At 47.1% G+C, this 12754-nt stretch carries 14 protein-coding genes; 11 read left to right on the plus strand and 3 right to left on the minus strand.

The window, feature by feature from the left end:
- The first annotated feature begins 213 nt into the window (after nucleotides 1–213).
- From crl to pgpA, 11 genes are all read left to right on the plus strand, one after another.
- Entirely contained in the window at nucleotides 214–603 is a 390-nt protein-coding gene (gene crl / locus KIV40_RS06095) for a sigma factor-binding protein Crl (RefSeq protein ID WP_005424873.1), read from the plus strand.
- 122 nt (nucleotides 604–725) lie between these two features.
- Nucleotides 726–1865, plus strand: coding sequence for a glutamate 5-kinase (gene proB / locus KIV40_RS06100; protein WP_005424865.1), 1140 nt, complete (start codon nucleotides 726–728; stop codon nucleotides 1863–1865).
- 17 nt (nucleotides 1866–1882) lie between these two features.
- Nucleotides 1883–3133: a glutamate-5-semialdehyde dehydrogenase gene (locus KIV40_RS06105; RefSeq protein ID WP_285348267.1), complete on the plus strand. Its 1251-nt coding sequence runs from the start codon at nucleotides 1883–1885 to the stop codon at nucleotides 3131–3133.
- 127 nt (nucleotides 3134–3260) lie between these two features.
- On the plus strand, nucleotides 3261–3710 hold the full coding sequence (gene nrdR, locus KIV40_RS06110) for a transcriptional regulator NrdR (protein ID WP_005424846.1): 450 nt from the start codon (nucleotides 3261–3263) through the stop codon (nucleotides 3708–3710).
- A 7-nt stretch (nucleotides 3711–3717) separates the two neighbouring features.
- Nucleotides 3718–4842 (plus strand): bifunctional diaminohydroxyphosphoribosylaminopyrimidine deaminase/5-amino-6-(5-phosphoribosylamino)uracil reductase RibD, encoded by a 1125-nt coding sequence (ribD, locus tag KIV40_RS06115; RefSeq protein WP_012127159.1) that lies wholly within the window; start codon nucleotides 3718–3720, stop codon nucleotides 4840–4842.
- A gap of 11 nt (nucleotides 4843–4853) precedes the next feature.
- Nucleotides 4854–5507 (plus strand): riboflavin synthase, encoded by a 654-nt coding sequence (locus KIV40_RS06120; protein ID WP_005424876.1) that lies wholly within the window; start codon nucleotides 4854–4856, stop codon nucleotides 5505–5507.
- 159 nt (nucleotides 5508–5666) lie between these two features.
- Complete coding sequence (ribBA, locus tag KIV40_RS06125) at nucleotides 5667–6776, plus strand: bifunctional 3,4-dihydroxy-2-butanone-4-phosphate synthase/GTP cyclohydrolase II (RefSeq protein ID WP_285348269.1); 1110 nt, start codon at nucleotides 5667–5669, stop codon at nucleotides 6774–6776.
- A gap of 169 nt (nucleotides 6777–6945) precedes the next feature.
- Nucleotides 6946–7416, plus strand: coding sequence for a 6,7-dimethyl-8-ribityllumazine synthase (gene ribE / locus KIV40_RS06130; protein ID WP_005440184.1), 471 nt, complete (start codon nucleotides 6946–6948; stop codon nucleotides 7414–7416).
- Nucleotides 7416–7883, plus strand: coding sequence for a transcription antitermination factor NusB (nusB, locus tag KIV40_RS06135; RefSeq protein ID WP_005440182.1), 468 nt, complete (start codon nucleotides 7416–7418; stop codon nucleotides 7881–7883). The genes ribE and nusB overlap by 1 nt, the downstream gene beginning before the upstream one ends.
- Before the next feature lie 78 nt (nucleotides 7884–7961).
- Nucleotides 7962–8927, plus strand: a complete 966-nt coding sequence (gene thiL / locus KIV40_RS06140; protein ID WP_005530642.1) for a thiamine-phosphate kinase — start codon at nucleotides 7962–7964, stop codon at nucleotides 8925–8927.
- A 57-nt stretch (nucleotides 8928–8984) separates the two neighbouring features.
- On the plus strand, nucleotides 8985–9488 hold the full coding sequence (gene pgpA / locus KIV40_RS06145; RefSeq protein ID WP_012127161.1) for a phosphatidylglycerophosphatase A: 504 nt from the start codon (nucleotides 8985–8987) through the stop codon (nucleotides 9486–9488).
- A gap of 104 nt (nucleotides 9489–9592) precedes the next feature.
- Here pgpA and dxs read toward each other — a convergent pair whose 3' ends face one another.
- The 3 genes from dxs to xseB are packed head-to-tail and all read right to left on the minus strand — an operon-like array spanning nucleotide 9593 to nucleotide 12626.
- The gene (gene dxs / locus KIV40_RS06150) at nucleotides 9593–11458 is read right to left on the minus strand and encodes a 1-deoxy-D-xylulose-5-phosphate synthase (RefSeq protein WP_285348272.1); all 1866 of its coding nucleotides are present in this window, start codon (nucleotides 11456–11458) and stop codon (nucleotides 9593–9595) included.
- 19 nt (nucleotides 11459–11477) lie between these two features.
- The gene (gene ispA, locus KIV40_RS06155; protein WP_012127163.1) at nucleotides 11478–12362 is read right to left on the minus strand and encodes a (2E,6E)-farnesyl diphosphate synthase; all 885 of its coding nucleotides are present in this window, start codon (nucleotides 12360–12362) and stop codon (nucleotides 11478–11480) included.
- Between the two features lie 21 nt (nucleotides 12363–12383).
- Complete coding sequence (xseB, locus tag KIV40_RS06160) at nucleotides 12384–12626, minus strand: exodeoxyribonuclease VII small subunit (RefSeq protein ID WP_005427560.1); 243 nt, start codon at nucleotides 12624–12626, stop codon at nucleotides 12384–12386.
- Nucleotides 12627–12754: the final 128 nt, after the last annotated feature.

Consider the following 12754-nt stretch of genomic DNA (forward strand, 5'->3'; position numbering starts at 1 on the left):
CCTGTACTTTTCATAATTTGAAGTAGCAGTTCCCATCGAATATCAGTTAGCATTGTTCTTGGCATGGTATTGGTTATGGTTTTACTTTTGGCGAAGCAAATTATAACTCTTTACAATGTTGTTCAAAAAATACTCACGAAAGATCAACACACCCTAAAAATAATAATCATTCTTGGATAGCTAAATATCCTTACTATGGAAACGGAGATTCTTATGTCAGAGACGACACAGGGACCGACTCACTTTCGCTTGATGTCAAAGTTGAAGGCAATAGGTCCATACCTGCGCGAACCACAATCACAAGAAGGTCACTACTATTTTGACTGTTTATCAGTCTGTGTAGACGATAAAAAGTCACCTGAAAAACGTGAATTTTGGGGCTGGTGGATGGACTTGGAGTCCATCGAAGGTGGCTTTACGGCAAAATACCATATTGGTAAATACAACAAAGAAGGGGACTGGACTTCAGAACCACTACCCGCCAAGGTGACGGAAGAAGTGTACCTGACGCAGAGTACCTTCCACCAGAAGCTGACAGACACAGTAGCTGAGCATTTCAAACTGGAAGTGGAATATCACACTGAATCGTTTGATTTCGCCTAATTTGGCTGTTTTCCTCCTCGATAAGACAAAAAGGTGCGTTTTCGCACCTTTTCTGCTTGTTAAATCCCCATTTGATTGCTAAAACATCCACTCTTTATTTGTTTTTCATTTCAGAAGACATCATGACAACGAATCAACAGAATGCAGTTGTTTCGCAACCACAGACCGTCGTTGTGAAACTGGGTACAAGTGTGCTGACAGGCGGCACTTTGGCGTTAAACCGTGCTCATATGGTAGAGCTGGCTCGTCAATGTGCTGAGCTAAAAAAACAAGGCCATTCAGTAGTAATGGTTTCGTCTGGTGCGATTGCAGCAGGCCGTGAGCATCTTGGATACCCCGCACTGCCCAACGAGATGGCGAGCAAACAGTTGCTTGCTGCTGTGGGCCAGAGCCGTTTGATTCAAACATGGGAGTCTTTGTTTGGCATTTATGGCATCAAAATTGGTCAGATGCTGCTAACTCGTGCGGATTTGGACGATCGCGAGCGTTTCCTAAATGCGCGTGACACCATCAATGCTCTGGTTGCAAACGACATTATTCCTATCGTGAACGAAAACGATGCGGTAGCAACCAACGAGATCAAAGTTGGTGACAACGATAACTTGTCTGCTTTGGTGGGGATTTTGTGTGGTGCAGACAAATTACTGCTGCTAACAGACCAAAAAGGTTTGTTTACTGCAGACCCTCGTAAAGATCCAAATGCCGAACTGATCAAAGAAGTGAAAACCATCGATGATACTTTGCGTAAGATTGCGGGTGGTAGCGGCACAACGCTAGGTACTGGCGGCATGGCAACCAAGCTTCAGGCGGCAGACATCGCTCGACGTGCAGGCATTGAGGTGATCATTGCAGCGGGTAGTGCACCAAATGTTATCTTTGACTCATTGAGCTCAGAGCCACAAGGCACGCGTTTCCTTCCTTGTGAAGAAGCGCTAGAAAACCGTAAACGCTGGATCTTAGCGGGCCCTGCGGCATCTGGTGACATCATTATTGACGATGGCGCAGTGAATGCGGTTGTTGGCAAAGGTAGCAGCCTGCTTGCAAAAGGCGTTATTAAGGTAAGCGGTGACTTTGCTCGTGGCGAAGTGGCGCGCGTAACAAACTCTCACGGCAAACTGGTTGCTCGTGGTATCAGCGCCTACTCAAGTGAAGACCTCGCGAAAATCGCCGGTAAGCACAGTAAAGATATCATCTCTATTTTGGGTCATGACTACGGCTCAGAAGTGATTCATCGCGATGATCTTGTCGTCATTCAAGAATAGAAATTGAGGGAAGCAACGTGGATTTAACGAATATGGGTAAAGCTGCCAAAGATGCAGCTTTCGAATTGGCGACAGCGTCAACCGCACAAAAGAACCAAGCACTAGCGATCATCGCTGATGAGCTAGAAGCTAACGCAGCAACTATTTTGGCTGCAAACGCAAAAGACATCGAACTGGGCCGCGAAGCGGGCCTTACCGATGCTCTACTTGACCGACTTCTATTGAACGAAGAGCGTCTAACAGGCATTGCCAATGACGTGCGTAACGTAATCAGTCTAAATGACCCTGTGGGCAGCGAGATTGACAGCAAAGTGCTAGAAAACGGCATGTCTCTGTCTCGTCGTCGCGTACCACTTGGTGTGGTTGGCGTGATTTACGAAGCGCGTCCAAACGTAACCATCGATATTGCTGCACTGTGTCTAAAAACAGGTAACGCAAGCATACTTCGTGGTGGCAAAGAGACGTTCTTTTCTAATATGGAATTGGTAAAGGTTATTCAATCTGCGCTGGCGAAAGCGAACTTGCCAGCGGCTTCTGTTCAATACATTGAAAAGCCAGACCGCGAGTTGGTTTCTCAACTGCTAAAACTAGACGATTACGTCGATATGATCATTCCACGTGGTGGCGCTGGTCTACACAAAATGTGTAAAGACAACAGCACCATTCCAGTGATCATTGGTGGTTTTGGGATTAGCCACATCTTTGTTGATGAGTCTGCGGATCTAGAAAAATCATTGAATGTTGTTGAGAACTCAAAAGTTCAACGTCCTTCAGCATGTAACTCGTTAGATACTCTGCTTGTTCATGAAAAAGTGGCAGCGCAATTCCTAGCAATGATTGTAGAACGCATGAACGACAAAGTGACCTTCGTTGCGGAGCCAAAAGCAAAAGCGCTCATGGCGCAAGCAAAGCAAATTCGTGATGCGGGTGAAGGCGATTTTGATACGGAATGGCTAAGTTACACGCTTGGTGTAAAAGTGGTTGCTGATGTGAAAGAAGCGATCAATCACATGCGTGTTCACAACGCGAGTCATTCAGATGCGATCATGACTAACAGCCTAGAAAACTCAGAGTTGTTCATCAACTCAGTGGGTTCTGCCGCAGTCTACGTCAATGCGGCAACACGCTTTACGGATGGTGCTCAGTTTGGTCTTGGTGCAGAAGTAGCGGTATCCACTCAGAAACTGCATGCACGTGGTCCTATGGGCTTGGAAGAGCTAACCAGCTACAAATGGGTTGGTAAAGCAAACTACCTAGCACGCAGTTAACAGAAAACGTCTGATATTGATTGAAAAAGGGGCAGTAGTGCCCCTTTTTGTTTTCTCTAACATAGCAATTCCGCTACACTAGTCTTGCTTTTGGGACGAACCCAATCGCACGCTATTTGGAGGTGATATGCATTGTCCTTTTTGTTCTGAGAACGATACAAAAGTAATTGATTCCCGCTTAGTTGCGGACGGCCATCAGGTTCGTCGTCGTCGCCAGTGTCTTGCATGTAGCGAACGTTTTACTACGTTTGAGACGGCAGAGTTGGTGATGCCGAAAGTGATTAAGTCAAACGGCAACCGCGAACCCTTCGATGAAGACAAGATGGTCGGTGGGATACAGCGTGCCCTAGAAAAACGTCCAGTGAGTGCCGATTCTATCGAGCTAGCGATTAGCATGATTAAGTCACAACTACGTGCCACTGGTGAGCGTGAAGTACCTAGCGAGATGATTGGTAATCTAGTTATGGACCAATTAAAAGAGCTGGATAAAGTCGCTTATATCCGTTTCGCATCGGTTTACCGCAGCTTTGAAGACATCCGTGAATTTGGCGAAGAAATTGCTCGCCTAGAAGACTGATTGAATCATGGCTCAACAATCTCTCTCTTCAGAATTTACCTCTCAAGATTTCGAAATGATGTCGCGTGCGCTCAAGTTAGCGAAGCGCGGCATTTATACAACGGCACCTAACCCGAATGTAGGCTGTGTTATTGTCCGTGACGGTGAGATAGTTGGCGAAGGTCATCATCACCGTGCAGGCGAGCCTCATGCCGAAGTCCACGCCATGCGTATGGCGGGGGATAAAACCCAAGGTGCGACAGCTTACGTAACGTTGGAGCCTTGTTCTCACTATGGCCGCACGCCACCTTGTGCTGAAGGGCTCATCAAAGCCAAAGTCGCGCGCGTTGTCTGTGCGATGGAAGATCCCAACCCGAAAGTCGCAGGGCGCGGTTTTCAAATGCTGCGTGATGCAGGGGTAGAAGTTCAGGTCGGCTTGTTAGAAAGCGAAGCTATTGAACTGAACAAAGGCTTCATCAAATTCATGCAAACGGGCATGCCATACATTCAGTTGAAAATGGCGGCCAGTTTAGACGGACAAAGCGCACTCAGTAATGGTCAAAGCCAATGGATCACCTCCCCAAAGGCTCGCCAAGATGTGCAGCGTTATCGTGCATTGAGCTGTGGGATTCTCTCAACCAGCAAAACCGTGATTGATGACAATGCGTCATTGAATGTTCGCTGGGAGGATTTGCCAAAAAGCGTGCAAACGCAATATCCCCAAGAGGATGTCCGTCAGCCTCCGCGCGTTATTTTCGATCGCCAGTCTCAGCTTAGTGATGATCTAAAGCTATTCAATACTGATGGTGAGCGTATCATTGTCAGCCAAGGTAGCGATATGGTCCCTGAACTGGGTGAAAATGGCCAAATTGACTTAGCGGCGACACTAAGAAATGTAGCAAGCGGATACCATATCAATCACTTGTGGGTCGAGGCAGGAGCGACGCTCGCGAGTTCGTTAATCAAAGCTAACCTTGTAGATGAACTGATTGTTTATCTTGCACCCAAATTGATGGGCAGCGATGGACGAGGCTTGATTGGTGCACTTGGGTTAACTGAGATGGCCCAAGTTATCGATTTAACTATTACCGATGTTCGAATGGTGGGTGTGGATATTCGTATTACTGCAACCGTCAAACGCAACCAAAGCTAGAAAGAAGCATTATGTTTACAGGAATTGTAGAGGCAGTTGGTAAGCTGACTGCTATTACGCCAAAAGGCGAAGACATCACCGTAACGGTAGAAGTAGGCAAGTTGGATATGTCTGACGTTAAGTTAGGCGACAGTATCGCGACCAATGGTGTGTGTTTGACGGTCGTCGACTTCGGTAGTCACTACTACAGTGCGGATTTGTCACTGGAAACGCTGAACAAAACCGGTTTTGCTGCCTACCAAGTTGGTGACAAAGTGAACCTCGAAAAAGCCATGCTACCGACCACTCGTTTTGGTGGCCACATTGTGTCCGGTCACGTCGATGGCGTGGGTGTGATTGTTGAGCGTAACCAAGTCGGCCGTGCGATTGAATTCTGGGTTGAGATGCCAGCGGAAATTTGTAAGTACGTGGCAGAAAAAGGCTCTATCACAGTGGATGGCATTAGTCTGACCGTCAACGACCTACGTAAGAATGGTTTTAAATTAACAATTGTTCCTCACACTAGTGAAGAGACGACCATCGATCAGTTCCAAGTTGGCCGTAAAGTGAACCTAGAAGTGGACGTGTTAGCTCGCTACATGGAGCGTTTGCTACAAGGTCAAAAAGAAGAGTCGCAAGAATCACGAATTACCATGGATTTCTTGCAGCAAAATGGTTTTGCTTAAACGAAACCGACCACAATCACAGAACGTTATCAGGTTAACTGACTTAATAAAGGTTGGCTTCAAACTGCTTTGCTGACCAAAGCCAGTAGACGTAACTCAACGAAACGTTAAACGCATTGCTGCTGCAATAATAAATTTTTGAATAACGGGAAACAGAATATGCCTATCAGCACGCCTCAAGAGATTATTGATGACATTCGCGCAGGCAAAATGGTCATCCTGATGGATGATGAAGACCGCGAGAATGAAGGTGATTTGATCATGGCTGCCGAGCACATTACGCCGGAAGCTATCAACTTTATGGCTACGCATGGCCGTGGCTTAATCTGTCTAACCATGACAAAAACTCGTTGTGAGAGCCTTGGCCTTCCGCCAATGGTGCAAGACAACAACGCACAATACACCACCAATTTTACGGTTTCTATTGAAGCCGCTGAAGGTGTAACAACGGGTATTTCTGCAGCGGACCGCGCTCGCACTGTACAAGCTGCAGTCGCGCCAAACGCAAAAGCGGCAGACTTAGTACAACCGGGTCACATCTTCCCTCTAGCAGCACAAGATGGTGGTGTTCTAACTCGCGCAGGCCACACTGAGGCTGGTTGTGATTTGGCTCGTCTGGCAGGTCTTGAGCCTGCATCGGTTATCGTTGAAATCCTAAACGACGATGGCACGATGGCGCGCCGCCCAGATTTAGAAGTGTTCGCTGAAAAGCACGGCTTGAAACTGGGGACCATTGCGGATCTTATCGAATACCGCAACAACACAGAAACGACCATTGAGCGAGTGGCAGAATGCGCACTACCAACGGAGTTCGGCGAGTTTACGCTGGTGACTTACAAAGACACTATCGATAACCAAGTGCATTACGCAATGAGCAAAGGTGACCTAACAGAAGATGCGCCATTGGTTCGTGTCCACCTACAAGATGTCTTTACCGATGTACTTCGTAGTGACCGCAATGCAGAGCGCAGTTGGACACTAGAGAAGGCAATGAAGCGCATTGGCGAAGAGGGTGGTGTATTGGTTGTACTTGGCAATGAAGAATCAACCGATCTACTTGTTCACCGCGTTAAGATGTTTGAAGCGCAAGATAAAGGTGAAGCCCCAACACTTGCGAAGAAACAAGGCACTTCTCGCCGTGTAGGCGTTGGTTCGCAAATTCTTGCTGACCTAGGCGTGCACGATATGCGTCTGCTTTCTTCGACCAACAAAAAGTACCACGCGCTAGGCGGTTTTGGCCTGAACGTAGTTGAGTATGTCTGCGAATAACAACTGACTTACAGGTTCCTAGTCTTGCGAGTACTTATCATCGTTAAGGCTAGGAACTCGTGATTCGTCTCCAATTTCCATTAGATATTGCTCACAAATTTGTGATAGAATCCGGCGATTCTCACTTGATGAACAATTTTCACTTATAAATAGAGTTAAAGGAAAGCTTATGAAAGTGATCGAGGGTGGCTTCCCAGCGCCAAATGCAAAAATTGCTATCGTTATTTCTCGTTTCAACAGTTTTATTAACGAAAGCCTACTATCTGGTGCGATCGATACACTAAAGCGTCACGGACAAGTAAGCGAAGACAACATCACTGTTGTTCGTTGTCCAGGTGCCGTAGAACTACCTCTAGTAGCTCAACGTGTTGCTAAGACTGGTAAGTACGATGCAATCGTATCTCTAGGTACAGTAATCCGTGGCGGTACACCACACTTTGACTATGTTTGTAGTGAGTGTAACAAGGGTCTTGCACAAGTTTCTCTGGAATACAGTCTTCCGGTGGCGTTTGGCGTACTGACTGTTGATACTATCGATCAAGCGATTGAACGCGCAGGAACCAAGGCTGGTAATAAAGGTGCAGAGGCTGCACTAAGCGCACTTGAAATGATTAACGTACTATCTGAAATTGATTCCTAATGGGGGCCAGTGTGAAACCAGCCGCACGTCGTAACGCACGTCAATTCGCGCTACAAGCGATCTACTCATGGCAAATTACTAAAGACAATGTTGCCACGATCGAAGAACAGTTTTTGTCTGGCGACAAATACGATGAAGAAGAACTTCACGCATCTGAGCCTGCACTAGCTGCTCCAGAAACAGACGTAGCTTACTTCCGTGAACTACTAAGCGGTGTTGTACTTAGCCACTCTGAGCTAGATAGCAAAATCCGTCCATACGTGTCACGTCCAATGCAGGACCTAGACATGATGGAACTTGCTCTTCTTCGCCTTGCTATGTACGAGATGACTCGTCGCGAAGATGTTCCTTACAAAGTGGTAATCAACGAAGCGATTGAACTTGCAAAAGTATTCGCGGCAGAAGACAGCCACAAATTTGTGAATGGTGTGCTAGATAAAGCGGCGCCACACGTACGTAAGAAATAACGATTTCTTCATTAAAAAGGTCAGCAGATGCTGACCTTTTTTGTATCAAAAGCTTTTATATCAAACAGTAAGTGAACAATGTCTGGTGAATTTAATCTGATCGACAAGTACTTTGTTGGACGCCAAAACCAGCGCAAAGACGTACACCTAGCGGCAGGTGACGATTGTGCGTTAGTGAAAGCGCCAGACAACGTGCAAATTGCCATTAGCACCGATACGCTGGTGGCTGGTACTCATTTTCTTGCCGATGCCAATCCTGCTTGGGTCGCGCATAAGGCGCTGGCCTCTAACATCAGTGATTTGGCTGCAATGGGTGCAACCCCAGCTTGGGTGAGCTTTGCATTGACCATGCCTGAGCCAGATGAAGCATGGCTTGCGCCCTTCTGTGATGCATTTTTTGAGCTGGCAGACTACTTTGGTATTCAACTCATTGGCGGTGATACCACCAAAGGTCCACTGAGCCTGACACTTACGGTGCAAGGCTTTGTACCAGAGGGCAAAGCTTTGACTCGCTCTGGAGCAAAAGTCGGTGACTGGGTGTATGTGACAGGTAACCTTGGTGATGCCAAAGCTGGTCTGGATGTGATTTTGGATGATTCACTGCGCTCACGCATTGCAGCGCCAGAGCTTGAAAAAGCACATTATCTCAGTACTCCTCGCGTATTAGCCGGACAAGCACTCATTGGGTTGGCATCGTCGGCGATTGATATTTCTGATGGTTTGATCTCTGATATCAAGCACATTCTCAAACGTTCTGATGTGGGGGTTAGCCTGGATGTCTCCCAGCTGCCGATATCTTCAGAATTAGTTCAGTTTTTAGATGATAAGGTCAGCGCTCAGCAGTATGCTTTATCAAGTGGTGAAGAGTACGAGCTGTGTTTTACTGTGCCAGAGCAGAACCACGGTTCATTGCAAAGCGCACTGTCGCACACGGGATGTAAAGTCACGTGTATTGGCCAGATTCGACCAAGAGGCACGTTTGAGCTGCACGATAACAATCAACCTCTTGATTGGGATCTCAGCGGCTTTGACCACTTTAAATAATCTGAGCTAGGCGTTAGCCTAAGATTGATACCAAACTTGCAGTATAGGTTTAAGGAAATGACCAACCCTCTCTCTCTGATTTCATTAAAGAACCCGTGGCATCTTTTGGCGACAGGTTTTGGTAGCGGCTTATCACCAGTGGTGCCTGGGACAATGGGGACGCTTGCGGCGGTGCCTTTGTTCCTCTTGTTAGCACAACTGCCTTTTCCACTTTATGTGGTTGTCGTGCTTTTCTCTTGTGTGATTGGCATTAAGATTTGCCAAGTGACATCAGATGACATGGGCGTTCACGATCATGGCTCTATCGTGTGGGATGAGTTTGCGGGCTTTTGGATCACCATGAGCCTTGTGCCAGCATTGAATATTCCAGTGACGGAATGGAAGTGGCTAATAACTGGCTTTATCTTGTTCCGCTTCTTTGACATGGTAAAACCATGGCCAATCGGTTGGTTGGATAAACGTGTTCACGGCGGCTTAGGTATCATGATTGATGATATCGTGGCAGGCATTATGGCGGGTATCGCACTGTTTTTAGTGGCGAAATACGCAGGCTGGATGTAGTACTTTCGCGTAGTACTTATGGCATCGTACTGACAATCGACAAATAAACAAAAGGGATGCCACGGCATCCCTTTTCTGTGTTTACTTCGTTGTATTACGTACGCTTACTTAGCTAAGTAATCGTTGATCGACTTCTCGATGCCTTTCGCATCTAAGCCAAGATCTTCGTGTAGCTCGTCTTGTGTGCCTTGAGGAACGAAGCGATCTGGCAGGCCAAGGTTGAGTACAGGCTTGATGATCTTATCTTGCATCATAAACTCAATCACACCCGCGCCAGCACCACCAGCGATCGCGTTTTCTTCGAGCGTAACTAGCACATCGTGCTCAGCTGCTAGCTGTCGGATCAAGGCTTCATCAAGTGGCTTAACAAAGCGCATGTCTGCTACCGTTGCGTTTAGGTTTTCAGCTGCTTCTAGCGCGTTACCTAAGAAGGTACCGAAGCTAAGAATTGCCACTTTTTCACCTTTACGAACGATACGACCTTTACCGATTTCAAGTGCAGTGAAGTCTTTTTCGATGTCTGTGCCCATGCCGCTACCGCGTGGGTAACGAACCGCGCTTGGACCTGTGTGCTTATGACCCGTGTACAGCATTTGACGACATTCGTTTTCGTCACTTGGAGCCATGATCACCATGTTCGGGATACAACGCATGAAGCTAAGATCAAACGCACCTTGGTGGGTTTGGCCATCGGCGCCAACCAGACCAGCACGGTCGATAGCGAACATCACCGGCAAGTCCATGATCGCCACATCGTGAATCAACTGATCGTAACCACGCTGTAGGAAGGTAGAGTAGATTGCTACAATCGGATGATCGCCCGCAATTGCCATACCCGTCGCGAGAGTCACGGCGTGCTGTTCTGCAATCGCGACGTCAAAGTACTGTTCTGGGTACTCTTTCGAGAAGCGAACCATACCAGAGCCTTCACGCATCGCTGGCGTAATCGCCATCAGCTTAGGATCTTGCGCCGCCATGTCACATAGGAAATCACCAAAGATCTTAGAGAAGTTTGGCTTGCCACCGCTGCTCTTCGGCAAACTGTTGTTTGAGGGAGCAAACTTTGGCACTGCGTGATAACCAATAGGGTCTTTTTCTGCTGGCTCATAACCTTTGCCTTTCTTGGTCATGATGTGCAGGAATTGAGGGCCTTTCAGCTCACGCATGTTTTTCAGCGTTTTAACTAGCTCTTTCACATCGTGTCCATCAATAGGGCCGATGTAGTTGAAGCCTAGCTCTTCGAATAAGGTGCCAGGAACAACCATGCCTTTTAGGTGTTCTTCCGTACGACGAACCAGCTCTTTAATTGGTGGGACGCCAGACAACACTTTCTTACCGCCTTCACGGATAGAGGTGTATAGGCTGCCAGAAAGGACTTTAGCAAGGTGGTTGTTCAGTGCGCCTACGTTTTCTGAGATCGACATTTCGTTATCGTTCAGAATCACCAGCATATCTGGGTGAACGTCACCAGCGTGGTTCATCGCTTCGAAAGCCATACCAGCGGTGATTGCACCGTCGCCAATAACGCTGACCACTTTACGACCTTCACCTTCTTTTTGCGCACTGATGGCCATGCCAAGACCTGCACTGATAGAAGTAGATGAGTGACCAACGGATAGGGTGTCGTATTCGCTCTCTTCACGCCATGGGAATGGGTGAAGGCCGTCTTTCTGACGGATAGTTGGCATCTGATCACGACGACCAGTGAGAATCTTGTGTGGGTAAGCCTGGTGGCCTACGTCCCAGATCAACTGATCTACGGGTGTGTTGTATACATAATGCAGAGCTACGGTTAGCTCTACTGTGCCTAAGCCAGACGCTAAGTGTCCGCTAGACTGACTCACTGAATTTAGCAGATACGTGCGTAGTTCATCGCACAATGTTGGCAATGTTTCTTTCGGAAGAAGACGCAACTCCTCCGGTGTATTTGCTAACGCCAGTGTTGGGTACTTTGAAATATCAAGAGTCATATAAATGCGCGCTTATAGTTTAGTTCTTGCGCTCGATGACATATCGGGCGAACTCTTCGAGTAACTGAGTATTGTATGGGATTGCTTCCAATGCTTGAAGAGCTTCCTGTAGCAGAGTGTGAGCTTTCTCCATTGCTCCCTCCAAACCCAGTAGAGATGGATAAGTACTCTTGTTCAGCTCTTGGTCTGAACCTTGAGGCTTACCCAGTGTTTCTGTGTCACTGATGATATCAAGAATATCGTCTTGAACCTGAAACGCCAAACCAATCGCTTTTGAGTAGCGTTCTAAGTGTGGCAAAACTTCTAGGCCTTTTTCGCCTGCGGCTAACGCGCCCAGTTTTACGGCACAGTTAATCAGTGCACCAGTTTTATTGCGATGAATTTCTTCCAAATCTGCGAGGGATACACGACGATTTTCTGCACCTAAATCCAACGCCTGGCCAAGACACATACCGCCAGCACCAGAGGCTTGCGCTAGAGCTTGTACCATTTTTATACGCTGGTTCTCTGCGTTCGGATTCAGTGCGCCTTCGGCAAGAATGGTGAAGGCAAGCGTTTGAAGTGCATCACCAGTTAGGATGGCTGTCGCTTCGTCAAACTTGATGTGACAAGTTGGTTGACCGCGACGCAAATCATCATCATCCATGGCTGGTAGATCATCATGAATCAGAGAATAGGCATGGATACACTCTATTGCAGAAGCGGGCGTATCAAGATCTTCTGGCTTACAACCCAGCATTTGACCTGTGATGTAAACAAGGAAAGGACGAACACGTTTGCCACCTAGTAGTAGGCCGTATTTCATCGCTTGAATCAGCGGCTGTTCTTGATGAGGCAGTTGCTCAAGCCACTGATTGAGTTGTTGGTTGTTTCTTTGTTGATAAGACGTCAATGTCTCTTGCATCACATTGCTCACTACTGATAATTATTCTGACTCAGGGTTGAAGTCACTCAGTGGTGCTTCATCATCTTCGCTAAGAAGAATGCTAACGCGCTGTTCGGCGTCGCTCAGTTTAGTTTGACCAGCACGAGCCAGTGCAATGCCACGCTCAAATTTACGTAGGGCATCATCTAGGGCAAGATCGCCATTCTCTAGTTGATCAACCAAGCTATCTAGCTCTTCAATGGTTGCTTCGAAGGTCATGTTTTCTGGTTTCTTGACCGCCATCTTTTATCTGCCTTAATCAAGCCTCTAATAGAATGCACGCAAGTTACCTTAGCCTACTAAGTTGGTCAAATTTAACCTTATATAATTGTCACAAAATTAGCTCTCAACGGGTCTGATGAGACAATCTC

Source organism: Vibrio sp. D173a, from assembly GCF_030248475.1.